The organism is Burkholderia sp. AU33423 (genome assembly GCF_002223135.1).
Taxonomy (GTDB): domain Bacteria; phylum Pseudomonadota; class Gammaproteobacteria; order Burkholderiales; family Burkholderiaceae; genus Burkholderia; species Burkholderia lata_D.
This window is the reverse complement of sequence record NZ_NKFH01000007.1, coordinates 698,877-723,508: the sequence shown is the minus strand read 5'-3', so window position 1 is coordinate 723,508 and position 24,632 is coordinate 698,877. Positions and strand designations below refer to the sequence as shown.

Below are 24,632 nucleotides of genomic sequence, written 5' to 3'. Positions count from 1 at the left end.
TCGGCGCGTGGATCAGCGCGCGCCGCCGCCGGTTGCCAGCGCGCCGCCGGCCGCTGCACGCAGCGCCGCGGCCGTGCGGCTCCAGTCGCGCCAGCCGACGACGGCCAGCCCGATGAACAGCGCATAGAGCCCGGCCGTCAGATACAGTTCCTTGAACACGAACATCCCGACGTACACGACGTTCACGATAATCCACAGCCCCCACGACGCGATGTAGCGCCGCGCGGTCCAGTATTGCGCGACGAGGCTGAACGCGGTCAGCGATGCATCGACGAACGGCAGCGCCGCATCGGTCCAGCGCGCCATCATGCCGCCGAGCAGCGCGCTGCCGACGACGGCCGCGATCAGGTCGGGCAGCATCTGCATCGGCCGCACGCCCGTGACGGGTGCGACATCACCGGCCGGCGCCGCGCTGCCGTCGGCCTCGCTCGCCCGCTGGGCGAGCCAGCGTTGCCAGCCGTACACCTGCAGCACCGCGAACGCGCCCTGCAACAGCATGTCCGAGTACAGCTTCGCGTCGAAGAAGATCCAGCCGTACAGCGCGACCGACACGAGCCCGACCGGCCAGCACAGCATGCGCCGCTTCGCGGTCAGCCAGATCGCGAGCGCGCTGACGATCACGCCGGCGATTTCGAGTGGGGACATCGTCTGTGCTCTCCAGGTTGGCTGCCGGGGCCGCGCATCACGCGGCCGGTTCCGGACCGTCAGAAATCATAGGTCAACGACACGCGCGCGGTGCGCGGTGCACCCGGAAACAGGTACGCATCGCCCTGCTGCTCGCCCGCGTCGCGCCAGTAGAACTTGTTGAACAGGTTGTCGACCGACACGCGCAGCACCGTGCGATGGCCGCCGATCTTCGTCGTATAGCGTGCGCCGAGATTGAACACGAACCACGACGGCACGCGCGCGGTGCCCTCCTCGTTCGCATTGCGGGCCGCGCTGTACTCGACGCCGCCCAGCACGTTCAGCCCCGCGACGCCCGGCACCGCGTAGTCCGCATACAGCGACGCGCGCAGCGCCGGCACGTTGATGATCTGGTGCCCTTCGTACGCCGGCGACCCCGAATCGTACGCACGGGCGCGAATCGCCGCGACGCTGGCCGTCAGCCCCAGGCGCTCGGTCACGCGCCCGGCTGCGCCGAGCTCGATCCCCTGGTGCCGCTGCGTGCCGCGCTGCACGAACGTGTAACTTGTGCCCGATGCGTCCGGGTCGGCAAACTGGAACGGCTTGCTGATCGAGAACACGGCGGCCGTGAGGCTCAGCCGGTCGAGCCAGTCGTATTTTGCGCCGACCTCGAACTGGTGCGATTCGACCGGCGGCAGGAACGCATACGCGTTGGTCGCGCGCACGGGCGCCTGGTCGCCGAGCGACAGCGCCTTGCTGTACGACGCGTACAGCGACAGCACGTTCACCGGCTTGTAGACGAGCGCCACTTGCGGCAGGAACACCGAGCGGTCGGTATGCGTCGTGTCGCCGTCGAGGCTGCTCCAGCTGCGCTGGCGCAGCAGCACTTCCTTGCCGCCCGCGAGCACCTGCCAGTGTTCGCCGATGCTGATGCGGTCGAGCCCGAACACGCCGTACTGCCACGCATCGAGGCGCGGATACGACGGGCCGGGCGAATTCGGCGACGGAGAGAACGTCGTGTCGGGCCCGTAGATGTTCTCGCTGCCCACGTAGTCGTACACGGCGTCGGCCATGCTCACGACGCGACGCTGCACGCTCACGCCGAGCGTCAGCTCGTGCCGCAGCGGCCCCGTCGCGAATTTGCCGGTCGTGACCGCACGCAGGTCGTCATTGCGACGATATTCGCCGGGGCTGCGGAAGTCGTAGACGTCGTAGTCGCCGTTCGCGCCGAAGAAGAACGGCGACGTCGCGCCGGCCGTGCAGCTCGCCGCATACGAGCAGCCGTACGCGAACGCGCTGTTGTCGTCGATCATCGTGCGGCTGCGGCCGGCGGCGATGTAGGCCTTCCAGTCGTCGTTGAACTGGTAGTCGAAGCGCGCATTCAGGTTCAGCGCGTCGGTCGTCAGCGGTTTCGCCCACGGTTGCGTGCCGAGCGCCTTCGACGTCGTCTTGACCGACGGCACGACGGTGCCGCCGAGCAGCTGATAACCGGGTGCGGAACGCTGGATCCACTGCTGGAATTCGGCGTTGAGCTGCAGGCTCGCACGCGGGCTGATGTCCCAGTCGGCGGCGATCGAGCCGAACGTACGCCGTCCGTTCGTGCCGTCGATGTAAGAGTGCATGTTCTCCTTCGCGGCATTGATCCGGAAGCCGAACTGATTGTCGGGGCCGAAGCGGCGGCCGAGATCGACGGCCGCCGACGTCGAGCCGCGGCTGTCGACGCCGCCCGTCACGCTCGCGACGTTCGCCGAGCGCTTCGTCACGAAGTTGATCACGCCGCCCGGCGCGACGACGCCGCTGTCGATGCCGGCGAGCCCCTTCAGGATCTCGACCCGCTCCTTGTTCTCGAGCGGCACGTTCTGCTCGCCGGACACCGTCAGCCCGTCGATCCGGATCGCGCTCGCGAGATCGACCGGGAAGCCGCGGATCGCAAAGCCTTCGAAATACCCGACCGGCGCATAGTCGTTGACGACCGATGCGTCATTGCGCACGACGTCGCTCAACCGCTTCGCCTGCTGGTCGTCGAGCTGCGCACGCGTGACGACGCTCACCGACGCCGGCGTGTCGCGCAGCGGCGTGTCGTCGAGCCCCGCGACCGATGCGTTGCGGACGTGCAGCGCATTGCCGCGCTCGCCGCTCACCGTGATCGTCGGCAGCGTCGCGCTGCCGGCTGCGTCGGCGTCCGGCGCCGGCGTGTCGCCCTGCGCCGCGGCGGCCTGGGCCGCGAAAAGCGTGATGCCGAGACCGACGCCAAGCCCGACTTTCGCGCGCCGCCGCCGTGCGGGCGACGCTGTTGTTCTATTCACCGTCATTGTTCTGGATGGAAAACTCGCCACTCGACCCTGTCGAAACCCGTTACGAAGCTGCGAAGCGTGCCCGTGCGCGACATTCATCAGACGAACCGGACGATACGGCACGCAAGCGGGCCGCTCGGTCGGGAAGACGCAGGATGGGACATCGGATTCAGGTGATGCACCGGGAACCGACGCGGCCGTCGACGGTTCGTCGGGGGCGTGTCGGGTGGCCGGCTGCATCGCGCGGTCTTGTCGTGCGGGGGGACGCTTCGAACGCCTCGGTGCGGGCGCGACGCACTTGCGCGCACCGTTCGCTGGAACGGCGGCGTGCCCGTCGCGCGCGACATCGCGGCGCGGCGCGCATTTTACCCCGGGCGGGGCTGACTGACCTGGAATCGGGCGAAACGGAAGGCGGGGAAGGCGGGGAATGGGGACAGCGTGATTCGCGCGGCACGACGACGGTGCCGATGGACGCGTGACTTGCGTCGTGCGCGCCCGCCTCGGTGACCGGCGCCGTTACGCGCCGGCCATACGGCCGGAAACCGGAGCGGGAACGCTCGCCCGCTCGCGATTCATCGGCCGTCCGCTCAGAACCCCTGCATCGTCACGGTCGGATCGACGACCAGGTGCACGACACCGTAGATGACCGCGCCGACGAGCACCGCGAGGATGATCGCCACGAACGGCAGCATCGTGAAGTTGGCGTTCGCGAGATCGGTCGCGTGCGCCTTGCTGTTGCGTACGCCGAAGAAACTCCACAGGACCAGTTTGATCATGCCGAGCAGTTTCATGATTGCGCTCCTTTCATCTATCGGTTGACGCTATCGTCGATCCGACAGGCATCCGAAAAAAGAAGCAGTTGTGCGCGCTTTTCGCGCAGCAGGCCGTCTGCGGCGGCATGTCGCAGGGTGCGTCAGCGGTCGAGCACGAGCGGTTCCGTCCCTTGCGCGGGCCGCGCGACGCACAGCAGCGCGCAACCGGGTTCGACCGGTGCATCGGGCGCCTGCTCGTAGTCGACCTCGCCGGACAGCACGCGCGTCGCGCATGTGCCGCATGAGCCGGAGCGGCATTCGGACGGCACGTCCACGCGCTGCCCTTCCGCGAATTCGAGCAAGGAGCCGTCGGCGGGCGTCCACGCGGCTTCGCGGCCGGTGCGCCGGAAGACGACCGGCACGCTCGCCGCGGCCGGCGTGGCGGACGTGCGCGTCGCGCTGCGTGCCACGCTCGACGGCCCGAATGCCTCGAAACGGATGCGTTCGTCCGGCACATTCAGCGCGCGCAATCCGTCGTACAAGTCGCGCATGAACGCCGACGGCCCGCAGAGGTAGAAATCGTAATCGTCGAACGAAAGGATCCGTTTCAGTTGCGCGATGTCGATGCGGCCGGCATGTGCTGCCGAGCCCTCGTGAGGATGACTGTCGAACCAGTGGAGCGACAAGCGCGCGTCGACGGCCGCGACGCGTGCCAGTTCCTCGGCGAACGGTCGATCGGCTGCTTCACGCGCACCGTGCACGAACACCACGCGGCGCGACGGTTGAGCGTCGGCCAGCGCGCGGCGTAGCATCGCGACCATCGGCGTGATGCCGATGCCGGCCGACACGAGCACGGCCGGACGCGGGCTCGCGAGATCGAACGTGAAGCGGCCGCGCGGCATCTGCGCGTCGAGCGTCATGCCCGCCTGCGCGTGATCGTGCAGCCACGCCGAGACGCGCCCTTCGCGCTTCACGGTGATCCGGTAATGCGTACCGCCCGATGCATCGGAGAGCGTGTAGCTGCGAATCGCCGGCGAATCACTGCCCGGCAACGCGACGCGCAGCGTCAGGTGCTGTCCGGCTTCGTAGGCGGGCAGCACGCCGCCGTCCACCGGTTCGAAATGGAACGAGCGGATCGCGCGCGCTTCGTCGACGATCCTTGCGATGCGCAGTGAGCGCCATGCAGGTGCCGGTGCGATCGCCGATGCCGATGCCGATGCCGATGCCGATGCCGATGCCGATGCCGATTCTGACGCAGATGCAGATGCTGCTTCGGATGCCGATTCGGGTACGGATGCGGACGGCACCACCATCACCACGCCTGCGTTTGCGTTTGCGTTTGCACCGACACCCGCCTCCACCGCCGCGAACTGCGGCGCACGCTCGACCGCCGACCACCGGAACGGCAGCACCGTGCGCATGCGCCGCACTTCCCGCACATGGAACCGCACGACCCGCTGCGCGCCGTCGAACGACGCGACGAGCGGCCCGTCCCACACGATCTCGGCGCGCGCGGCCACATACAGCAGGTCGCCGCGGTCGAAATCGATGAACAGCAGCCCCGCGCGCGGATCTTGCTGCAGGTTCCCGAGCGTATTGAAGAAGCGGTTGCCGCTGAAATCTGGCGTCGTCAGCGTGCGCGCATCATCGACGCGCACGAAGCCCGGCATCCCGCCGCGATGCGACACGTCCGCGCCGCGCGCGGCGCCCGCGTCCGCCGACGTGTTCGCACTCGCGACGAAGAACGTATCGGCCTGCGCCAGCAGCGCGCGATCGGCATCGCTCAATGCATCCGACACGTCCGGCTCGGCGGATGCATCGGCTTCCCGTGCGACGAACGTCGGCTTGCGCCCCTGGATGTACTTCGCACAGTTGCCGAAGCTCTGCTCGACCGCGATCGTCAGCGCGTCACCGTCGACCGCGCGCACGACGCCGTTGACGCGATTGCGCCGCCGCGTATCGAATTCGATCCCGAGGCCGCCGAGCGGCGCACCCGGCTGCCATGCGCCGGCCAGCGGATCGCCCGGCAGCGCGCGCGACGCGATGCGCAGCGTGCGCGCATCGGGCGACGTCACGAACCCCGGCGCGCCGGCCCGCAGCGTCGCCCAGGGCTGGCCGTGCGCATCGACGCCGCCGAGCACGAAGAACGGCAGTTGCACGAAAAACGTCCGGTGCTGGTCCGGCATGAAGCGCCGGATCCCGCGCCGGCCGGCCGAACCCGCGGCCTCCGTCACACCCGCGCGCTGCTGCACGGCGAGCTCGCCCGCGTGAAACGGCGCGGTGTCGAGTTCCCAGCCCGGTACGACGGCGGTCGGTACAGTCGGGGCATTCATCGCGTTCTCCCTGAGCAGGCTCGGCTTCAGTCGGTATTACGCGGCGAGCAGGCCCACGCGCGTCGTCGGCATCGCGACGAAGCCCGGCAGCGCCTCGATGCGCGCCAGCCACGCACGCACGTGCGGATACGGTTCGAGCGACACGCCGCCCTCCGGCGCGTGCGCGATGTACGAATACGCGGCGATATCGGCGATCGTCGGCTGCGCGCCGGCGGCAAACGGCTTGCCGGCCAGTTCGCGGTCGATCACGTCGAGCACTTTGGCGGCCGTGCGCTTGGCGGCCTCCGGGTCGAGCTGCGCGCCGAACACGGTCACGAGCCGCGCGGCGGCCGGCCCCGATGCGATCGGCCCCGCCGCATACGACAGCCAGCGCTGCACGACCGCCGCGCCAGCCGGATCGTCGGGCAGCCAGTGCGCGTCGCCGTAGCGCTTCGCGAGGTAGACGAGGATCGCGTTCGAATCGGCGATCACCGTGCCGCCATCGTCGATCACGGGCACCTGCCCGAGCGGATTGAGCGCGAGAAACGCCGGTTCGCGCTGCGCGCCGGCGGCCAGATCGACGTCGACGGTCTCGGACGGCAGGCCGAGCAGCGACAGGAACAGCCGCACGCGATGCGCGTGCCCGGACAGCAGGAACGAATAGACGCGGATCGGTGCAGCAGGCTTGTTGGCGGCAGACATGGAAACGCTCCGGAATCTCGCGCCGCCGGGAATCGGCGACGCACAACCGCAGCGTAGCGCTCGCCGTTCGTCACCAGAAGACGGATAATCGCGGAAACATTATCCTTTTCTACAGGACAATCCACGATGGCCGATCTGCGCGACGTGAACCTGAACCGGCTGGCGATCTTCGTCGCGGTGGTCGACGCCGGGTCGCTGACAGCCGCGGCCGAGCGGCTCGGCCTGGCGAAGACGGTCGTCAGCATGCACATGCAGCGCCTCGAATCCGAGGTCGGCGCGAACCTGCTGGTGCGCACCACCCGGCGGCTGAGCGTGACCGATGCGGGGCGGGCGTTCTACGACGCGTGCCGCGACATCGTGCGCGCCGCCGAAAGCGCGCTCGATGCGGTGTCGTCCGACGCGGGGCCGCTACGCGGCACACTGCGCGTGAGCGTGCCGATCGACTACGGCGCGCTGGTCGTCGCGCCTGCCGTCGTCGCGTTGCGCGACCGGCATCCGGGGCTCGACGTCGAACTCGTCGCGAACGACCGCGTCGTCGATCTCGTCGCGGATAACCTCGACGTCGCGATCCGCATCGGCCGCCTCGCCGATTCGAACTATCGGGCGGTGCAGCTCGGCACGTACGAGAAATGGCTGGTCGCGAGCCCCACGTTCGTTGCGCGCCATGGGCGGCCGCACGATCCGGATGCGATCGCCGCGCTGCCGTTCGTGATGCTGTCGTCGCTGCCGCACGCGCATACGGTCAAACTGGAAGACGCGAACGGCAACACCGCTTCCGTGCGCTGCGTCGCGCCGATCGTGTCGAACACCGCCACCGCGTGCCGCGCGATCGTGCTCGCGGGCGGCGGCTTCGGGCTGCTGACGGATTTCTCGACCGCCGACGACGTCGCGGCGGGCCGGCTCGTGCGGCTGCTGCCCGCATGGCGCTCGGCGCCGGCCGGGATTCACGCGGTGTATCCGTCGACGCGGCTGCCTTCGCCGAAGGTACGGGCGTTCGTCGACGCGATGAAGGCGAGGATCGGGGAGGCGGCGGGGGCGCCGGTGGGTGCGACGCGAGCGAAACACACGAGCCGCTGATTCCGGATAGCCGGCCGGTCCGGCATGCCCGCCTGCGATCCCGTCCCTTTAACTCACCCCCAATATCCTTTCCACGGGCTTTCTCATTCAAAACGAATGCGCCCTTTATTTTTCCAAAAATCAGTTATTGCATTTCCCGTTTTTCTACTAATCTTGCTCCCAGCAATACACTGATTTGCGTTGACCGAAACGCTTCAATTCCCTGCTTTATTCAATCAAGGAGTCTGGAATGCAAGCCGCCGCAATTTCGTGGCGAACCACGCCGGTGATCCGCGTCTAGACGGCCAACGGCAACAGATCAAGCGTGCCTGGGGCGCGATGATGTTCGCGCCACGATCGGCGCAATGCGAACTGAAATTCGCATTGCGTCGCTTTTTATTCCATCGACATCGTTTTCATCAATTCATCGACACATGAAATCAGAATTGAAAACAATGAAGTTTATTTAAATTGGCTTCCCCAAAAAAATCGCCAGCCATTTATTTATGTAACAGTCGATTAAATCAAGCAGGAAAACGACACGACACCCGGCGCGCTATCGCTTCATTTTTCATTTTCAACCGGCGTCACGAAAGCGCAATGCCTTCCGGTTACCCGATCTCCCGCAGCGTCCCCAGCAGCACCTTCCTGCAACTCGCGACCATCTGCGCCTCCGGATCGCGATAGTCGGTGAGCAGCCACGCCGCGCCGACGTTCGTCATTGCGCCGACGAGCGCGAGCCCGATCAACCGCTGCTCGGTGCGCTCCGCCGGCGTCGCCGCTTCGCGCGGCACGCCGATCGCCGTGATCAGCTTGCCGAAGTCGATCAGCATGCGCTGGTAGGTCATGTCGGTGTCCGCGCTCACGCCCATCACCTCGAGCAGCAACACGCGCGCCGCGCACGGGTCGCGCAGGAACGCGAAGAACGCGGCGAGCCCCGCATCGACGCTCTCGTGCAAATCGCCGCCGCGCTCGGCCACCGCCCGCGCGACCGCTTCGTGCAACTGCTGCGCATGATGCAGATAGGTGTGGCGCAGCAAATCCTCGGTGCTGTCGAACGCCGCATAAAAATAGCGATCGTTCAGCTTCGCTTCCTGGCAGATCGACCGCACGGTCGCCTTGCGGAACCCGACCGTGCCGAACACGCGCGTCGCCGCGCGGATCAGCGCGTCACGCCGCTCCGCGGCCCGCACCTCGGGCGCCACGCCACCATACGACCGGCCCCTTTTTTCCGTTTTTTCCGTTTCGAGTGCTTTCTCCATTCCGCTATTTGACATCAGGACACCCGAAAACTAAAGTGGTGACGAACAACACCACAATAGATGCGCCGCCGGTACAGCGCAAGCGGAACGGGAGGAACGACGGATGAAGGGGTTTTCCGGCAAGGTCGCCGCGATCACGGGCGCCGGTTCGGGCATGGGCCGCAGCCTCGCGGTCGAGCTCGCGCGGCGCGGCTGCGAGGTCGCACTCGCCGACGTCAACGACGTCGGGCTCGCCGGCACGGCGGCCGCCTGCGCGCAGCACGGCGTGCGCGTGAGCACGCGGCGGCTTGACGTCGCCGACCGCGACGCGGTGTTCGCGTGGGCCGATTTCGTGCGCGCCGAGCACGGCAAGGTCAACCTGGTCTTCAACAACGCGGGCGTGTCGCTGGCCGCGAGCGCCGAGACCGCGCGCATCGCCGATCTCGAATGGATCGTCGGCATCAACTTCTGGGGCGTCGTGCACGGCACGCAGGCGTTCCTGCCGCATCTGCGCGCGTCGGGCGACGGGCACATCGTCAACACGTCGAGCCTGTTCGGCCTCGTCGCGATGCCCACCCAAAGCGCGTACAACTCGACCAAGTTCGCGGTGCGCGGCTTCACCGAGGCGCTGCGGATGGAGCTCGAACTCGACGGCGCGCCGGTGAGCGCGACCTGCGTGCATCCGGGCGGCGTCGCGACGAGCATCGTCGACGCGAGCCGCGTCGACACCAGCATCCATGCGCTGACGGGCCAGGACGAAGCGACCCATCGCCGCCAGGCAAACCGCCTGATCAACGCGACGACGGCCGACGACGCCGCGCGGCAGATCCTCGCGGGTGTCGAGCGCAATGCGCGCCGCGTGCTCGTCGGCGCCGACGCGCGCCGGCTCGACCGGATCGCGCGCCTGCTCGGCGCCGGCTACCAGTGGCTGATGCTGCGCCACGTGCGCCGCGCCCGTGCCCGCAACCTCGAACGCGCGCATGCCCCGGCCGCGCTCCCGACCACGCCGACCAAGGACCCCGCATGACCTCGACGACGACCGACCGGCGCGCCGCGCCGCCCACCCCCGGCGCCCGCCAGGACGGTAACGACCTCGACGTGCTGATCGTCGGCGCCGGCCTGTCCGGCATCGGCGCGGCCTATCACCTGAGGCAGCGCTGCCCGTATGCGAGCGTGGCGATCGTCGAGGCGCGCGACGCGATCGGCGGCACCTGGGACCTGTTCCGTTATCCGGGCGTCCGTTCGGATTCCGACATGTTCACGCTCGGCTACAGCTTCCGGCCGTGGCACAGCGACAAGGCGATCTCGGACGGCCAGACGATCCTCGACTACATCCGCGACACCGCACACGCATACGGCATCGACAAAACGATCCGCTACGGCCAGAAGGTGGTTGCAGCCGACTGGGACTCGAACCGCGCACGCTGGACGGTGCGCATCGAGCGCACGCGGGACGGCGCGACCGACACGCTCGTGTACACCTGCCGCTTCCTGTTCATGTGCAGCGGCTATTACGACTACGACGCCGGCTACCTGCCCGACTGGGCCGGGATGGACACGTTCGAAGGCAAGCTCGTGCATCCGCAGCACTGGCCGAAGGACCTGTCGTACGCGAACCGGCGCGTGGTCGTGATCGGCAGCGGCGCGACGGCCGTCACGCTGGTGCCGTCGATGGCGGCCGACGCGCAGCACGTGACGATGCTGCAGCGCTCGCCGACCTACATCGTGTCGCTGCCCGCGCGCGACAAGATCGCGAACGCGCTGCGCCGCGTGCTGCCGTCGCGGCTCGCACACCGGCTCGTGCGCGTGAAGAACGTGCTGCTGACGATGTACCTGTACAACGTGTCGCGCCGCAAGCCCGACCGGACGAAGCAGTTCATCATCCGCGCGGCCGCCAAGCAGGTCGGCCCCGGCTTCGACGTCGCGAAGCACCTGACGCCGCGCTACATGCCGTGGGACCAGCGCGTGTGCCTCGTGCCGAACGGCGACCTGTTCAAGGCGATCCGCTCGGGCCGCGCGTCGATCGTCACCGACGAGATCGAGCGCTTCACGCCGACCGGCCTCAAGCTGAAGAGCGGCCAGCAGCTCGACGCGGACGTGATCGTCACCGCGACCGGGCTGAAGGTGAAGATGCTCGGCGGCGCGCGCGTCACCGTCGACGGCCGCGCGGTCGACCTGCCGGATACCGTGTCGTACAAGGGCATGATGTACAGCAACGTGCCGAACCTCGCATCGTCGTTCGGCTACACGAATGCATCGTGGACGCTGAAGGCCGAGCTGATCGCGCGCTACGTGTGCCGGCTGCTCAACCACATGCGCGCGAACGGCTACGACACGTGCGTGCCGCGGCTCGGCGCCGGCGATCTCGGCAACGTGCCGGCCGTCAACCTGAGCTCGGGCTACATCCAGCGCGCGGCCGGCATCCTGCCGAAGCAGGGGCACAGCAAGCCGTGGAAATTCCACCAGAACTACGTGCTCGATCTCGCATCGCTGAAGTTCAGCGGACTCGCCGATTCGGCGATGCAGTTCGAACGCCGCGCGAAAGCCGGCCCGGCCGCCACGGCGCCGGTTGCCGAACCCGCACTCGAAACCCGCTGAGGCCGACATGACCCCTACGCTCCATCTGATCCAGAACGTGCTGCTCGGCGTCGTCGCGGCGCTCGCCGCGCTCGCGCTGTTTACCGGTTACGTGGCCCGCCGCGTGACGCGCGCGTTTCCGCCCGAAGGCCGCTTCGTCGACATCGGCGGCGACCGCATCCACTACGTCGAATACGGCAACGGCCCGCCGATCGTGTTCGTCCACGGGCTCGCGGGGCAACTGCGCAATTTCGCGTACCTGCCGCTCGCGCGGCTCGCGCAGCAGCATCGCGTGATCCTCATCGACCGGCCGGGCGCCGGCCGCTCGCTCCGCGGCGCGGGTTCGCAAGCGAACGTGTTCGCGCAGGCCCGCACCGTCGCCGCGTTCATCGACGCGCTGAAGCTCGACAAGCCGGTGCTCGTCGGCCACTCGCTCGGCGGCGCGATCGCGCTCGCGGTCGGCCTCAATCATGCGGACCGCGTGAGCCGCCTCGCGCTGATCGCGCCGCTGTCGCACGAGCAGAGCGAGCCGCCGGCGCCGTTCAAGCCGCTGATGCTGCCGTCGCCGCTGGTGCGCCGCTTCGTGTCGTGGACCTTCGCGATTCCGCTGACGATCCTGACCGGCCGCAAGGCCGTACGCCAGGTGTTCGCGCCGGAAGACGTGCCGCGCGACTTCCCGGTCAAGGGCGGCGGCCTGCTCGGGATGCGCCCGCACGTGTTTTACGCGACCGCGACCGACCTGCTGTCGGCGCCGGTCGACCTGCCCGCGATGGAACGTCGCTACCCGGACCTCGCGCTGCCGGTCGACGTGCTGTACGGCCGCGCCGATCCGATCCTGAACTGGCGCGACCACGGCGAAGCGCTCGCGAAGAAATCGGCGCGCGTGCGGCTGAAGGTCGTCGAGGGCGGGCACATGCTGCCGGTCACGATTCCGGAAGCAACGGCCGACTGGCTGCTCGAAGTCGCCGCCGCGCCGGCCGAGGTGGCCGCGCCATCGGCACGCATCGCGTAAGCCTAGACCGCGTAACAGGGCCTGATTCCGTGCCGTGCCGCCGGCGCCGGCGCGAAATCAGGCTTCGTCGTCGGGCACCGACAGTCCGAGCTCCGATATCACCTCCCGCGCGGTGCGGAATGCCTCGACCGCGGCCGGCGCGCCCGCGTACAGCGCGCTGTGCAGCAACACCTCGCGAATCTCGACGAGGCTCGCGCCGTTGTTGAGCGCGCCGCGAATGTGACCCTTCAGTTCCGTGCTGCGGCCGAGCGCCGCCAGCATCGCGCATGTGCACAGACTGCGCGTCTTCAGGTCGATTCCGCCCCGCTGCCACGTGCTGCCCCACGCGTGCTCGTTCAGCCAGTTCTGCAGCGGCCGCGAAAACCCGTCGAGGTCGCGCATCGCGCGATCGACGAACGCCGGGCCCATCACGTCGATCCGCCGCGCCTTGCCGAATTCCCTGTCCTGTTCGCTCATGTCGGTGTCCTGGTGGTTGGAGTCGTGGCCGCTGCCGCGCCGCCGGCGACCGGGGGATTTCGCGCCATGTTCAGCGGGACGGCGCATTTCGTCAAAGACGCGGCCCTCGGTTCGCGGCCGTTCGCGTAACGGGCGGTCGAACGCTACGTAACATCCCGTCGCGCGTTACGGCGCCTGACGGGAACATCGCGGCTCCGACGTTGGCGCACCGTGGGCCCCTGTCGCGCGAAACCGCTCTAATTGCGTTTAAATCGCATCGATATTCCCAATTCCCGCAACAAAGCGCGATGCCGTTTCACGGAACCTGTCATGGCGCGGAATTTGCAGAGATGGCCTGGGACACACTTCCAATGTCGAGGGCAACATGCACAATCTCTTCAAGAAGACGACGGTAACGATGGCCGTCTCATCGCTGCTCGCGCTGTACGGCTGCGGCTCGGTCGACGGACCGACGACCCCGCCGACCATCAAGCCGAGCACGTCAGGGACGGGCGGCAGTTCGGGGACTTCGGGGACTTCGGGGACTTCGGGTACGTCGGGGAGCTCCGGGACTTCGGGATCGTCCGGCACGTCGGGCAGTTCCAGTTCTGGTACTTCCAGCTCGGGTACTTCCAGCTCGGGTACGTCTAGCTCCGGTACGTCCAGCTCGGGCACCTCCAGCTCGGGTACGTCTAGCTCCGGTACGTCCAGCTCCGGTACTTCCAGCTCCGGCACCTCCAGCTCCGGTACTTCCAGCTCGGGTACTTCCAGCTCCGGTACTTCCAGCTCGGGTACTTCCAGCTCGGGCACCTCCAGCTCCGGTACCTCCAGCTCGGGTACTTCCAGCTCCGGTACATCCAGCTCGGGCACCTCCAGCTCGGGTACGTCTAGCTCTGGCACCTCCAGCTCCGGTACTTCCAGCTCGGGTACGTCCAGCTCCGGCACCTCCAGCTCGGGTACCTCCAGCTCCGGCACCTCCAGCTCCGGCACCTCCAGCTCGGGTACGTCCAGCTCCGGCACCTCCAGCTCCGGTACGTCCAGCTCCGGTACGTCCAGCTCCGGTACGTCCAGCTCCGGTACGTCCAGCTCGGGCACCTCCAGCTCCGGTACTTCCAGCTCAGGCACCTCCAGCTCAGGCACCTCCAGCTCGGGCACCTCCAGCTCCGGTACGTCCAGCTCCGGTACGTCCAGCTCCGGTACGTCCAGCTCGGGTACCTCCAGCTCCGGCACCTCCAGCTCCGGCACCTCCAGCTCGGGTACCTCCAGCTCCGGCACCGGCGTCACCCCGCTCGGCAACGTCCTGCAGAAATCCGGCAACCTCGTGACGGCGCTCGGCACGACGGTCGTGAACGGCGGCGCTCAGATCGGCGGCGTGCAGATCCCCGGCACGAACCCGACGACGGCCACCAGTGTCGGCAACGCGGTCGGCAGCCTCGGCAACGGCGTGCAGTCGCTCGGCAACGGCATCGCGGCCGGCCTGGGCTCGATCGGCGTGTCAGCGAACCCGCTCGGGCCGACGCTCACGTCGACCACCGGCCTGTTGACCGGTGCCGGTGGTGCGGTCAACAACCTCGGCAATGCAGTGACGAGCCTCGGCACCGGTCCGCTGTCGCCGCTCGCACCGGCGACGACGCTGGTCGGCAGTCTCGTCAACACGGTCGGCACGGCGGTCAATTCCACCGCATCGGCGCTGAACACGGCACTGAACAGCTCGCCGGTCCAGCAGCTCGAAACACAGCTCGGCAAGGCGATCAACCCGATCACGAATACGCTGACCGGCGGCGTCACGACGCCGGGCGTCACCCAAACGCTCGGCAACGCGACGCTGCTCGGCGCACCGCTCAGCGGCCTCCTCGGCACGCTCGGCAGCGGCCTGGGCCTCGCCGGCACGAAGGTCGGCGGCGCGACCGGCAACCCGGTCGGCGACGGTGTCGGCGGCAGCGTCAACCAGCTCGGCAACACGGTGACCTCGACGGGCGGTCTCCTGTACAGCGGCAGCAGCAGCTCCAGCAGCGGCACCAACCCGCTCGCCCCGATCACCGGCCTGCTCGGCACGTTGACGGGCGGCGTCGGCGGCGGCAGCTCGAGCGGTTCAGGCGGCACCAGCGGCACGAGCGGCACCAGCAGCGGCGGCCCGCTCGCGCCGATCACCGGCCTGCTCGGGACGGTGACGGGCGCACTCGGCGGCATCGGTTCGAGCGGCACCGGCGGGACCAGCGGCACGGGCGGAACGAGCGGGACCGGCGGCACCAGCGGCACGGGTGGCGCAGGTCTCGGCGCTCTGCTCGCACCGGTCACCAACCTCGTCAACTCGCTGACGCCGCTCGGCGCGAGCCTGACCGGCACCGTCACGACGCCGGGCGGCAACGTGTCGGGCACGCTCGGCGGGGTGCTGACGAACGGCCCGGTCGGCACGGTCACGGGTGCGCTGGGGACGCCGTCCGGTTCGGCGGGTGCCACTGGCGGTGCAGGCGGCACGGCGACGACGCCGGGCGGCGGCTCCGTGGTGACCGGCCTGACCGGCGGCTCCACCGGCGCCGGCGCGGGCGGCAGCGGCAACCTGCTGTCGCCGGTGACCAACCTGCTCGGCGGACTGCTGGGCGGCGGCACCAAGAAGTAAGGTTCGACGCATCACGTATCAGAACGACAGGCCAGTGGCCGGGCGCGCATCCATACATAGCCCGGCCGACGGCCGGCGTCACCCGCCAAGCGGGGGCGCCGGCCCTCATCCCGACGAGGACTCGATCATGAACTCCACCATCGACGGCATCGCCGCGGTCCAGGACCGCCCGCCCCGTTCCGCCACGCCGTTGCGGGCCGGCCTGCTCGGCATCACGGCAGGCCTCTTCGCGCTGTGGATCACGCGCGACCAGCCGGGTCTCGACGCGGCCGCGCGCGCGGTCATCGCGAGCCTCGCGATCATCGGCACGATCGCGCTGCACGAACTCTTCATCTCGCGCGCCTACCTGCGCCCGAGCGCGGGGCTGTCGAGACAGGCCGTCCGGCCGCTCGGCATCGCGCGCGTCGCGACGCGGCTCGGCGCGCTCGCGTCGGTCTACGCGGGCATCGGCATCATTTATTGGCTGCTGCCCGAATACCACGGCGCGTTCTATCTGCCGTTCTGGTCGTTGCTGCGCTCGCTCGCGCCGTACGTGATCTTCGCCGCGCCGTTCTACTTCGCGTGGATGGACCGCCACCAGCGCGAGACCGACGACGCGTACCTGCTGTGGGGCCGCTTCCTGTTCCGCCGCGAGCAGCCCGCGAGCTGGAAGCCGGTGCGCGAGATGCTGGCCGGCTGGGGCGTGAAGGCGTTCTTCCTGCCGCTGATGACCGTCTATCTGTCGAAGGACGCCGATCACCTGAGCGCGTCGCTCGCGAACGCGATGCACGCGCCGATGACGATCGCGACGTTCATGTTCATGTACGACCTGTCGTTCACGATGGACCTGATGTTCGGCACTGTCGGCTACCTGTGCACGTTCCGCATCCTCGACAGCCACGTGCGCACCGTCGAACCGACGACGCTCGGCTGGGTGGCCGCGCTGATGTGCTACCAGCCGTTCTGGTCGCTGTTCTCGAACAACTACATCCGCTACCAGGGCTCGATGTTCTGGGACACCTGGCTGCTGTCGGCGCCGACGCTGCGCGTGATCTGGGGCGCGGTGATCATCCTGCTGCTGCTCACGTACGCGCTGTGCACGATCTCGTTCGGGCTGCGTTTCTCGAACCTCACCAACCGCGGGATCATCACGTCGGGCCCGTACCGCTTCACGAAGCATCCGGCGTACATCACGAAGAACCTGTCGTACTGGATGGTGTCGGTGCCGTTCGTCGAGCCGCTCGGCTGGCAGGTCGGGCTCATGCACTGCGCGGGGCTCGTCGCGGTCAACCTGATCTACTACACGCGGGCGAAGACGGAAGAGCGCCACCTGATGCGCGATCCCGACTATCGCGCGTATGCCGAATGGATCGAGCAACACGGGCTGTTCGCGCGGATCAGGCAGGCCTTCGGGCAGCGCGCGCCGGCCTGATACCGTGGCAAAAGGCGGGGCTAGCCGCCCCGCCACTTCATCGAAGCGCCGCGCGGCCCGACACCACAGCGCGTCGCTGCGCGCATGCTCAGTCGAACGAGACGCTGCTGTCGCGCCCGTCACGCGTGCGACCGGTCGCACGCGTCAGCCCCTGGATCGCGACGAAGCTCGCGAGGCCCATACCGAAGCAGCAGGCCGCCAGCGGCCATGCGGTAGCACCGTCGAAGACCAGCGTCGCGAGCGTGCCCACGCCGGTGACGATCACGCCCTGCACCGCGTAGTAGAGCGCAACCGCCTTGCCGGCGGCATCGCCGAAATCGCGCAGCGCGCCGTTCGCGGACACCGACGACATCAGCACGATACCGACCGCTACCAGCCACATCGGCATCACGAACGTCGCGAACGACGGCTTCGCCAGGACCGTGCAGACGGCCAGCACGATCGCGCCCGTCATCATCGTGAGCGCCCCTCGCGCAACGCAGCCGGCCTCGCCCCACCTCGACACGAACGTCCCTGCGAAGCGCGACGCGACGACCATCACGATCGCGACGGTCGCAAAGGCCACGCTGAACGCCACGCGGGAATAGCCCGCCCCGCCGACCAGCACGCGCGGCGCGCTGGAGAAGAACACGAAGAACGCCCCCATCGCGGCGGCAAACGCGAGCGTATGAACCTGAAAGGGCCGGCTGCCGAGAATCGATGCGACGGACGGCCCCTGCCGGTTCGCCGTCCGCGGCCGCGTTTCGTGCCAGCGTGGCCACGCACGGCCGCACGCGAGCAGCCCCAGCAGGCCGAGCGTCGCGAAGATCGCGCGCCATCCACAGGCCGTCGCGATGGCCGCGCCGAGCAGCGGGCCCAGTGCGGGCACGAACGCCAGCATCGCGCCGAACTGGCTGTAGATCATGCGGCCTTCAGGACGATCGGCGTAGACATCGCGAACGGTCGCGAACGTGGCGACGAGCGCGGCAGACGCGCCCAGCGCCTGCAGCACGCGCAGTGCGACGAACAGACCGCCGCCGGTGGCCATCGCAAGTGCCAGCGAAGCCGCCGCAAAACACAGCGCACCGCCGAGCACCATCGGCCGTCTGCCGACGCGGTCCGACAACGGGCCGAAGAGCATCTGGCCCAGGCCGAGGACGACCATGTAGACGCTCAGCGTCAACTGGACGATGGCCGGCGACGTGCCCAGCGCGGACGGCATCTCCGGGATCACCGGCAGGTAAACGTCCATCGCCAGCGAAGCGAGGAGATCGAAAGGCGCCATCAGCAGCAGCGCCGACGGCAACGAATAAGCCCAGACGGGCGTGGATTGTTCAGGCATGACGAGGCATCCGCTCAGAAAAGGGAATCTGGCGGCGATCTGCCTGGTCAGCGAGGGACAACGGGAGATCGCCGCAACGACCGGTTGACGAAGGTCGTTGCGGCTTAGCGATCCGTGGACGGGCCGGCTCCCATGGAGGAATCCTTGCGGTGTGCGTTGACTGCGCAGTGTAGTCGGTTCGACCGGGCGGCACCAGCCGCGTGGGCACGGCCCGGCGGCGGCTGTCAGGCCGGCCCGCGTCGCCCTCCGCTCAGGCGGCGGCACACGCTCATGCGGCCAATTGTCGCTAAACGACGCGATTCCCCGCCTTTCGTCGCTTTTCTCACCCAGTCCGATTGCCCGCCGTAATCACGTCGCGTATGGTGCTGCCCGTCCGCGTGCGATACAGCGCCCGACCCGCGCGCTGCCGCCCGGACCTTCGACCGTCGTCCCGCACGACGGCCGCGCGGGCCGTGCCCGCCGCTCACCGTCTCCGCGATGCCGCCCGTCGGCGCCGCGCATTCATGAGGAGAGAGACGTGATCCACAAAGTCCTGATCCTGTTCGCACTCTGCATCGCGGGCCTCGCCGCGATCGCCGCCGGTTCCAGCACATCCCCAGCTGATTCGCGGCCCCGGCTCGCTTCGCCGAGCCCGGGGGCCGCAGCCATTCCTTTCCCCGTTTGCGATGAACCACTTTCTCGGACCGCCCGGGACGGGCGACCTTTGCCATGCGTATCGACGTACAGCATTCCCAGCACGACATCGACGATGAACTCGACACGCTCTACGCGCGTCTCCACCAGCCAGGCCATCGCCTGTACGGCCTGCCGGCCGTCGCGCTCGGCCGCTCCGGCCTGATCGTCCGCCACCGCGAGGCGGACGGCGAGTACTTCCTGTATGTCGAAGATCCGGCCGCGCGCCAGCTCGCCGGCTATACGGTGTTCAACCGCCTGCCCGAAATCCCGCGCCGCGCCGACCGCTACCTGCGCGCGCCGCATACGCGGCTGCGCGGGTCCGCGCAACGCAAGGGGCTGGCGACGACGCTGTATCGCTGGGGGCTCGACGCGGGCCTGTGCCTGATCAGCGGCGCGCGCCAGTCGGTCGGCGCCGCGCAGTTGTGGACGGCGCTCGCGCAGGATTACCGGCACGGCTTCGTCGATATCGACGGGCGTGCGCTGCGTTATCTCGGCGAAACCGTCGCCGACGACGTGCATGGCGCGCTGCATACGCGGCGGCTGATGCTCGGTCATGGATGGGAGATCGGGGCATTCGCGCGCGTGGCGGGGATGGCCGGTGCCGCCCGAACACCGGTGCGATAATCCGTGCGACCCGCGCGACGCTCACTGCCGCGCCACGCGCCAACCGACACGCCCATCGATGACCACTGATTCCCGAACCGACTCCGACCGCCACATCGACATCATCGCGCTGTGCGGTAGCCTCCGCGCGCAGTCGTACAACGCCGCGCTGCTCGATGCAGCCGCGCTCGTCGCGCCAAGCGGCATGCGCATCATGCGCTTCGATCGTCTCGGCGAATTCCCGCTGTTCAATCCCGATACCGAATATCCGTCGCCCGCCGCGGTGCGCGACCTGATCGACCGCGTGAATGCCGCCGACGGCCTGCTGATCGCAAGCCCGGAATACGCGCACGGCGTTACGGGCGTGATGAAGAATGCGCTGGACTGGATCGTGGGATGCGAGGCCGTCGTGTACAAGCCGGTCGCCGTGCTGAATGCGTCGCCGCGCGCGACGCATGCGGACGCGGCGCTGCGGGAAACGCTGTCGGTGATGTCGGCGAACATCGTCGAGCGTGCGTCGATCACGCTGCCGATCCTCGGGAGCCAGCTCGACGCGGCGGGGATCGCCGCGCATCCGCCGTTCGCGTCGGCGCTGGCCGATGCGTTGCACGCGCTGCGCACGGCAATCCATGAGGCAGAACCGGGCCGGTAGCCGCCCGCGTTCGTCTGTGAACGCGCGCGGCGTTACCGCGCCTTGGCGCGCGTCACCTTCTTCGCCGGTTTGGCCGTCTTCGCGCGCGGCGCTTCCTTCTCGGGCTGCGCGCCGCCGCCGGCGAGATCCTCGAGCCAAGCGAGCGCGTCGACATACGACAGGAACTGCTGCAGATAAGCCGGCGACAGCTCGCGCATCGTCGCGAGCGACCGGTGCACGAGGCTGTTCGAATTGAGCGGCCCGGCGTTGCGCGGCACCTGGTCGAGCGACTGACGGTACTGCTGCTCCGTGCGGACCTTCGACCATATCGTGCGGAAGTAGTCGACCAGCTCGGGATCGAGGCCGCGCCGGTCGGCCTGCGCATCGCGCGCGAGCCGCTCGACGAGTTCCGCCAGCGCGCCGCGCATGGGCGCACCTGCCGCGCCGCTTGCCGTTGCCGTTTTACCGGCGCGCGCCACGACCTCGGCAAAGCCTTCGAGCAACGTCGCCAACCGTGCGTCGAGCAACGCGCGCGCATCGCCTTCTAGCGCGGCCGCGCGCCGTTCGAGCGCGTCGATCCGGTGAAAGCGCACCGGATCGAGCCGGTCGGCGCCCTGCTCGCGCCATGCGTCGAGCGTCGCGCGAACGTGCGTCGCGTCGCCGGTCACTTCGCCTTCCCTCCGTTCGAAGCCGACTTGCGCGGTACCGGCGCGATCTCCACGCGACGGTTCTTCGCGCGGCCTTCATCGTCCGCATTCGAGCTGACCGGCTGCTCGGAGCCGAACGCAGCCGCGAACACCGACGACGCCGGCACGCCGGCGTCGATCAGCGCACGCGTGACCGTCAATGCGCGCTTGGCCGACAGCTCCCAGTTGTCCGCGAACTGGCGGTTGCCCGCATGCACCTGCTGGTCGTCGGCGAAGCCGCTGATCATCAGGATCTCGTCACGCGTCTTCAGGTACGCGCCCAGCGGCGCGGCCAGCGTCTTCAGCAGGTCGCGGCCCGCGGGCTGCAACTGGTCGGAATTCAATGCGAACAGCACGTTGCCGCTGATGCCGATGCGGCCGTTCACGAGCGTCACGCGGCCGGCCGCGAGCGGCCCGGCAAGCGCCTGCTCGAGCGACTTGCGCTGCTGCGCCTCCTGCTGGCGCGCGCGCACGGCTTCCTCGAGCTTCGACGTGAGCTGAAGCTGCATGCCGATCACGCCGACGAGGATCAGTACGAACGCGCCGAGCAGCACCGACATCAGGTCGGCGAACGCGGGCCATACCGGCGCGGAGGACGCGCCGCCGTCGATTTCGTCGTGCATGCGTTACGCTCCGACGCTCGCCCGCCGGCCGGCGAGCTGCTGCAGGTCTTCGACGATCTGCTTCTGCGACATCATGCTCAGGTCGATCACCTCGCGCGCCTGCGCGACGTAGTACTCGAGCTGCTCGTCGCTGCGCGCGAGCGACTTCTCCAGCGCGGCCTCGATGCGTTGCAGATGCGTCAGCAGCTTGTCGTTCGACTCGCCGAATACCTGCACGGCCATCCCGAACGCATCGCCGAGGCTCGCGACCTCGACCGCGCCCGCCGTGACTTGCGCGGCCACCGAGTCGAGCTTGCGCGTTTCGGCATCGACGGTGTCGTTGAAGCGCGCGCCGACGCGGTCGAGCAGGTCGGCCGACGTGCTGACGAGCGCGTCGATCGCGGTGCGCTGTTCGGTCGATGCGTGGTTGACTGCGCCGAGCAGCGTTTCGAGCGTCGCGAGCAGGCGGCTGCGCTCCTCGAGCATCGCGGTGTCGTGCACCAGGCTGTCGGACAGGCGCTGGCGCAGCTCGGCGACGACGTCGGCCGCGGCCTTCGGCGCCTCCGAGGCAGCCTGCACGAGACGCGCGATCTCGTTGATCGTGTCGCTCGCGTGCACCTGCGCCTGCGCGGTGATGTCCTTCGCGGTGCGGGCCAGCGTGTCGCAGATGTCCTGCTGGCGCGTCGCGGCCTGCGCGGTCGTCTGCGCCCATTCGTCGCGCAGCGCGGCAGCCATCGCGGCGAGCGAGTCGTTCCATGCCGCGAGGCGCTGTTCGTCGCGCGCGGCCAGCTGCGTCTGCAGGCCGGCATGCGAATCGCGGATCGTCGACAGCAACTCGTTCGAGCGTTGTTCGAACGTCGATGCCTGTGCGGTCAGGTCGCGCGTCGTTTGTGCGAGTGCATCGCAGATTTCCTGCTGGCGGCCCGCGCTGTGCACGCCTGCGCGCTGCCATTCGTCGCCGAGCTTCGTGGCCATCGCGGCCAGCGAGTCGTTCCACGCAGTGAGGCGCTCTTCGTCGCGTGCAGCCAGTTGCGTCTGCAGGCCCGTGTGCGAATCGCGGATCGTCGACAGCAGTTCGTTCGAGCGTTGTTCGAACGTCGATGCCTGTGCGGTCAGGTCGCGCGTCGTTTGTGCGAGTGCATCGCAGATTTCCTGCTGGCGGCCTGCACTGTGCACGCCGGCGCGCTGCCATTCGTCACCGAGCTTCGTGGCCATCGCGGCCAGCGAGGCGTTCCATGCGGCGAGGCGTTCCTCGTCGCGCGCAGCCAGTTGCGTCTGCAAGCCCGTGTGCGAATCGCGGATCGTCGACAGCAACTCGTTCGAGCGTTGTTCGAACGTCGATGCCTGCGTGGTGAGATCGCGCGTCGTTTGTGCGAGTGCGTCGCAGATTTCCTGCTGACGGCCCGCACTGTGCACGCCTGCACGCTGCCATTCGTCGCCGAGCTTTGTGGCCATCGCGGCCAGCGAATCGTTCCATGCTGACAGGCGTTCTTCGTCGCGCGCAGCCAGTTGCGTCTGCAGGCCCGTGTGCGAATCGCGGATCGTCGACAGCAACTCGTTCGAGCGTCGTTCGAACGTCGAAGCCTGCGCCGTGAGATCGCGCGTCGTTTGCGCCAGTGCATCGCAGATTTCCTGCTGGCGGCCTGCGCTGTGCGCGCCGGCGCGCTGCCATTCGTCGCCGAGCTTAGCGGCCAGCGCGGCCATCGAATCGTTCCACGCGGCGATGCGCTGTTCGTCGCGCGCCGCCAGGTCGGCCTGCAGCCCGGCGTGCGACTCGCGCATCGCGGCAAGCGCCGCGCTCGAATGGCGTTCGAACGTCGCGGCAGCCTCCCCCAGCGCGCGCGCATGCTGGCCGGCCAGCGTCTCGCCGACTTGCTCCTGGCGCGACAGCGCATCGCGCCACGCATCCGACAGGCGGCTTTCAGTCGATTCGAGGCGCGTCGCCACGCCGTCGAGCAGGTCCGTCGAACGCTGCGAGAACGTGTCGGTGAACTGGCCGAGCGTCGTCTGCAGCTGCTGCGCGACGGCATCGCCCGCGCGGCGCTGTTCGTCGAGCGCGCGGTTCCAGACGGCCGTCACGTTGCCGGTGGTCTTCTCGAAGCCGTCCGTCAGCCCGTCGAGCTGACGCTGCACGGCGCCCGTCACGGTATCGCGCAGCGCGGCCATCTCCTGCGCGAGCCCCGTCATCGTCGCGGCGACGACCGGCTGCAGCGCGGCACCGGCCACGCGCGCGCTTTCGGCGGCGCTTTCCTTCAGCGCGTCGCCGACATTCGACGCGAGGCCCGCATACGCGCGCTCGGTCCGGTCGAAAAACGCCTGCTGGCTTTCGATCTGGCGATCGTGCAGTGCGACGCTGCGCGCCTCGAGCGTCGTCATCATCGTCTGCAGCCGGTCGACCAGCGCCGGCATCACGTCGGCCTGGCGCTGCAGCAGCCGGAACGATTCGTCGCGCTGGTGTGCGGACGAATGCACGCGCAGCGTCGTCGCGATCTTCGCGTCGAGCTGCTGGGCCGCGTCGATCCGCTCGCGGCGCACCAGTGCGGACAGCAGCCCGAGCATCGCGGACGTCGCGACGCCGGCAATCGACGTGCCGAATGCGAACCCGAGGCCCTTCACCGGCGCGATCAGCGATGCGCGGATCGCGTCGAGGTCGGTCGCGCTTTCGAGCGCGGCGCCCGTGCCCTTCAGCGTGACGACCATCCCGAGCAGCGTGCCGAGCATGCCGAGCAGCACGAGCAGGCCGACGAGGTAAGGCGTGAGCGACGGGCCCGGCAGCGCGACGCGCGCGCCTTCGACCCGCGCGCGCACGGCGCCGCGCAGGCCCGGGTGCAGCGTGTCGAGCCACGTGTCGAGCGTCGCGGGCGGCTCGGTCAGGCCGGCGACCGCGCGCGACAGCGTGGCGGTGGCCTGCCGGTAGCGCAGCAGTTCCCATGCGCCGGCGACGTAGCACGCGGCGATCAGCAGCGTGACGGCCGCCGCCAGCGGGTTCGACGCGACATAGCCGACGCCGATCCAGCCCACAGCGAGCAGACCGGCGACGAAGACAACGAGATCAAGGCGAATTCTGGACATAGCGTG

21 protein-coding genes are annotated in these 24,632 nt (G+C 68.8%); 9 read left to right on the top strand and 12 right to left on the bottom strand.

The annotated features are described in order from the left end of the window. Positions 1-12: 12 nt before the first annotated feature. From pnuC to CFB50_RS21775, 5 genes are all read right to left on the bottom strand, one after another. Positions 13-645 carry a nicotinamide riboside transporter PnuC gene (pnuC, locus tag CFB50_RS21795; protein WP_089447210.1) on the bottom strand — a complete coding sequence of 211 codons (633 nt, stop codon included), beginning with the start codon at positions 643-645 and terminating at the stop codon, positions 13-15. Between the two features lie 59 nt (positions 646-704). Then, the gene (locus CFB50_RS21790) at positions 705-2,936 is read right to left on the bottom strand and encodes a TonB-dependent siderophore receptor (protein ID WP_089447209.1); all 2,232 of its coding nucleotides are present in this window, start codon (positions 2,934-2,936) and stop codon (positions 705-707) included. 569 nt (positions 2,937-3,505) lie between these two features. Beyond that, on the bottom strand, positions 3,506-3,709 hold the full coding sequence (locus CFB50_RS21785; RefSeq protein ID WP_043178166.1) for a DUF2970 domain-containing protein: 204 nt from the start codon (positions 3,707-3,709) through the stop codon (positions 3,506-3,508). Positions 3,710-3,831: 122 nt separating this feature from the next. Beyond that, positions 3,832-6,003, bottom strand: a complete 2,172-nt coding sequence (locus tag CFB50_RS21780; protein ID WP_089447208.1) for a pyridoxamine 5'-phosphate oxidase family protein — start codon at positions 6,001-6,003, stop codon at positions 3,832-3,834. Between the two features lie 36 nt (positions 6,004-6,039). Continuing rightward, on the bottom strand, positions 6,040-6,684 hold the full coding sequence (locus CFB50_RS21775; RefSeq protein WP_069250915.1) for a glutathione S-transferase family protein: 645 nt from the start codon (positions 6,682-6,684) through the stop codon (positions 6,040-6,042). Between the two features lie 126 nt (positions 6,685-6,810). Between CFB50_RS21775 and CFB50_RS21770 the strand changes: the two genes are divergently transcribed. Together CFB50_RS21770 and CFB50_RS38900 are read left to right on the top strand one after the other, a co-directional pair. Further along, on the top strand, positions 6,811-7,761 hold the full coding sequence (locus CFB50_RS21770; protein WP_089447207.1) for a LysR family transcriptional regulator: 951 nt from the start codon (positions 6,811-6,813) through the stop codon (positions 7,759-7,761). 180 nt (positions 7,762-7,941) lie between these two features. After that, positions 7,942-8,178 (top strand): hypothetical protein, encoded by a 237-nt coding sequence (locus CFB50_RS38900; protein ID WP_144020681.1) that lies wholly within the window; start codon positions 7,942-7,944, stop codon positions 8,176-8,178. A gap of 173 nt (positions 8,179-8,351) precedes the next feature. Here CFB50_RS38900 and CFB50_RS21765 read toward each other — a convergent pair whose 3' ends face one another. Beyond that, positions 8,352-9,002: a TetR/AcrR family transcriptional regulator gene (locus CFB50_RS21765; protein ID WP_256979191.1), complete on the bottom strand. Its 651-nt coding sequence runs from the start codon at positions 9,000-9,002 to the stop codon at positions 8,352-8,354. 103 nt (positions 9,003-9,105) lie between these two features. Here CFB50_RS21765 and CFB50_RS21760 point away from each other — a divergent pair, with 103 nt between their 5' ends. The 3 genes from CFB50_RS21760 to CFB50_RS21750 are packed head-to-tail and all read left to right on the top strand — an operon-like array spanning position 9,106 to position 12,570. Beyond that, on the top strand, positions 9,106-10,008 hold the full coding sequence (locus CFB50_RS21760) for an SDR family NAD(P)-dependent oxidoreductase (protein WP_089447205.1): 903 nt from the start codon (positions 9,106-9,108) through the stop codon (positions 10,006-10,008). Then, entirely contained in the window at positions 10,005-11,579 is a 1,575-nt protein-coding gene (locus CFB50_RS21755; protein WP_089447204.1) for a flavin-containing monooxygenase, read from the top strand. Before CFB50_RS21760 ends, CFB50_RS21755 begins: the two co-directional genes overlap by 4 nt. A gap of 7 nt (positions 11,580-11,586) precedes the next feature. Beyond that, positions 11,587-12,570: an alpha/beta fold hydrolase gene (locus tag CFB50_RS21750; RefSeq protein ID WP_089447203.1), complete on the top strand. Its 984-nt coding sequence runs from the start codon at positions 11,587-11,589 to the stop codon at positions 12,568-12,570. 57 nt (positions 12,571-12,627) lie between these two features. Here CFB50_RS21750 and CFB50_RS21745 read toward each other — a convergent pair whose 3' ends face one another. Further along, positions 12,628-13,026, bottom strand: a complete 399-nt coding sequence (locus CFB50_RS21745; RefSeq protein ID WP_089447202.1) for a carboxymuconolactone decarboxylase family protein — start codon at positions 13,024-13,026, stop codon at positions 12,628-12,630. Between the two features lie 246 nt (positions 13,027-13,272). Next, the gene (locus CFB50_RS40130; RefSeq protein ID WP_373452966.1) at positions 13,273-14,280 is read right to left on the bottom strand and encodes a highly repetitive protein; all 1,008 of its coding nucleotides are present in this window, start codon (positions 14,278-14,280) and stop codon (positions 13,273-13,275) included. Positions 14,281-14,326: 46 nt separating this feature from the next. On the opposite strand from CFB50_RS40130, the gene CFB50_RS21735 reads away from it, so the two are divergent. Further along, positions 14,327-15,625, top strand: a complete 1,299-nt coding sequence (locus CFB50_RS21735) for a collagen-like triple helix repeat-containing protein (protein WP_089447201.1) — start codon at positions 14,327-14,329, stop codon at positions 15,623-15,625. 127 nt (positions 15,626-15,752) lie between these two features. After that, entirely contained in the window at positions 15,753-17,036 is a 1,284-nt protein-coding gene (locus CFB50_RS21730) for an isoprenylcysteine carboxylmethyltransferase family protein (RefSeq protein ID WP_089447200.1), read from the top strand. Between the two features lie 88 nt (positions 17,037-17,124). On the opposite strand, the gene cml is transcribed toward CFB50_RS21730, so the two are convergent. Beyond that, positions 17,125-18,357: a CmlA/FloR family chloramphenicol efflux MFS transporter gene (gene cml / locus CFB50_RS21725; RefSeq protein ID WP_089447199.1), complete on the bottom strand. Its 1,233-nt coding sequence runs from the start codon at positions 18,355-18,357 to the stop codon at positions 17,125-17,127. Positions 18,358-19,065: 708 nt separating this feature from the next. Here cml and CFB50_RS21720 point away from each other — a divergent pair. Together CFB50_RS21720 and CFB50_RS21715 are read left to right on the top strand one after the other, a co-directional pair. Continuing rightward, the gene (locus tag CFB50_RS21720; protein WP_089447198.1) at positions 19,066-19,656 is read left to right on the top strand and encodes a histone acetyltransferase; all 591 of its coding nucleotides are present in this window, start codon (positions 19,066-19,068) and stop codon (positions 19,654-19,656) included. A gap of 58 nt (positions 19,657-19,714) precedes the next feature. Beyond that, positions 19,715-20,287, top strand: coding sequence for an NADPH-dependent FMN reductase (locus tag CFB50_RS21715; RefSeq protein ID WP_089447197.1), 573 nt, complete (start codon positions 19,715-19,717; stop codon positions 20,285-20,287). Between the two features lie 32 nt (positions 20,288-20,319). Here CFB50_RS21715 and CFB50_RS21710 read toward each other — a convergent pair whose 3' ends face one another. From CFB50_RS21710 to CFB50_RS21700, 3 genes are read right to left on the bottom strand one after another with little or no spacing between them, the layout of a single operon-like run. After that, positions 20,320-20,934 carry a DUF2894 domain-containing protein gene (locus tag CFB50_RS21710; RefSeq protein WP_089447196.1) on the bottom strand — a complete coding sequence of 205 codons (615 nt, stop codon included), beginning with the start codon at positions 20,932-20,934 and terminating at the stop codon, positions 20,320-20,322. Next, positions 20,931-21,575 (bottom strand): OmpA family protein, encoded by a 645-nt coding sequence (locus CFB50_RS21705; protein ID WP_069250901.1) that lies wholly within the window; start codon positions 21,573-21,575, stop codon positions 20,931-20,933. Before CFB50_RS21705 ends, CFB50_RS21710 begins: the two co-directional genes overlap by 4 nt. 3 nt (positions 21,576-21,578) lie before the next feature. Further along, a complete protein-coding gene (locus CFB50_RS21700; RefSeq protein WP_089447195.1) occupies positions 21,579-24,626 on the bottom strand; it encodes a DUF802 domain-containing protein in 3,048 nt (1,015 codons plus the stop codon). Positions 24,627-24,632: the final 6 nt, after the last annotated feature.

What these genes read in the sequence shown, in the direction of transcription:
- pnuC (WP_089447210.1), bottom strand. Translation starts at nt 645, where the DNA reads ATGTCCCCACTCGAAATCGCCGGCGTGATCGTCAGCGCGCTCGCGATC.
- CFB50_RS21790 (WP_089447209.1), bottom strand. Translation starts at nt 2,936, where the DNA reads ATGACGGTGAATAGAACAACAGCGTCGCCCGCACGGCGGCGGCGCGCG.
- CFB50_RS21785 (WP_043178166.1), bottom strand. Translation starts at nt 3,709, where the DNA reads ATGAAACTGCTCGGCATGATCAAACTGGTCCTGTGGAGTTTCTTCGGC.
- CFB50_RS21780 (WP_089447208.1), bottom strand. Translation starts at nt 6,003, where the DNA reads ATGAATGCCCCGACTGTACCGACCGCCGTCGTACCGGGCTGGGAACTC.
- CFB50_RS21775 (WP_069250915.1), bottom strand. Translation starts at nt 6,684, where the DNA reads ATGTCTGCCGCCAACAAGCCTGCTGCACCGATCCGCGTCTATTCGTTC.
- CFB50_RS21770 (WP_089447207.1), top strand. Translation starts at nt 6,811, where the DNA reads ATGGCCGATCTGCGCGACGTGAACCTGAACCGGCTGGCGATCTTCGTC.
- CFB50_RS21765 (WP_256979191.1), bottom strand. Translation starts at nt 9,002, where the DNA reads ATGGAGAAAGCACTCGAAACGGAAAAAACGGAAAAAAGGGGCCGGTCG.
- CFB50_RS21760 (WP_089447205.1), top strand. Translation starts at nt 9,106, where the DNA reads ATGAAGGGGTTTTCCGGCAAGGTCGCCGCGATCACGGGCGCCGGTTCG.
- CFB50_RS21755 (WP_089447204.1), top strand. Translation starts at nt 10,005, where the DNA reads ATGACCTCGACGACGACCGACCGGCGCGCCGCGCCGCCCACCCCCGGC.
- CFB50_RS21750 (WP_089447203.1), top strand. Translation starts at nt 11,587, where the DNA reads ATGACCCCTACGCTCCATCTGATCCAGAACGTGCTGCTCGGCGTCGTC.
- CFB50_RS21745 (WP_089447202.1), bottom strand. Translation starts at nt 13,026, where the DNA reads ATGAGCGAACAGGACAGGGAATTCGGCAAGGCGCGGCGGATCGACGTG.
- CFB50_RS21730 (WP_089447200.1), top strand. Translation starts at nt 15,753, where the DNA reads ATGAACTCCACCATCGACGGCATCGCCGCGGTCCAGGACCGCCCGCCC.
- cml (WP_089447199.1), bottom strand. Translation starts at nt 18,357, where the DNA reads ATGCCTGAACAATCCACGCCCGTCTGGGCTTATTCGTTGCCGTCGGCG.
- CFB50_RS21720 (WP_089447198.1), top strand. Translation starts at nt 19,066, where the DNA reads ATGCGTATCGACGTACAGCATTCCCAGCACGACATCGACGATGAACTC.
- CFB50_RS21715 (WP_089447197.1), top strand. Translation starts at nt 19,715, where the DNA reads ATGACCACTGATTCCCGAACCGACTCCGACCGCCACATCGACATCATC.
- CFB50_RS21705 (WP_069250901.1), bottom strand. Translation starts at nt 21,575, where the DNA reads ATGCACGACGAAATCGACGGCGGCGCGTCCTCCGCGCCGGTATGGCCC.
- CFB50_RS21700 (WP_089447195.1), bottom strand. Translation starts at nt 24,626, where the DNA reads ATGTCCAGAATTCGCCTTGATCTCGTTGTCTTCGTCGCCGGTCTGCTC.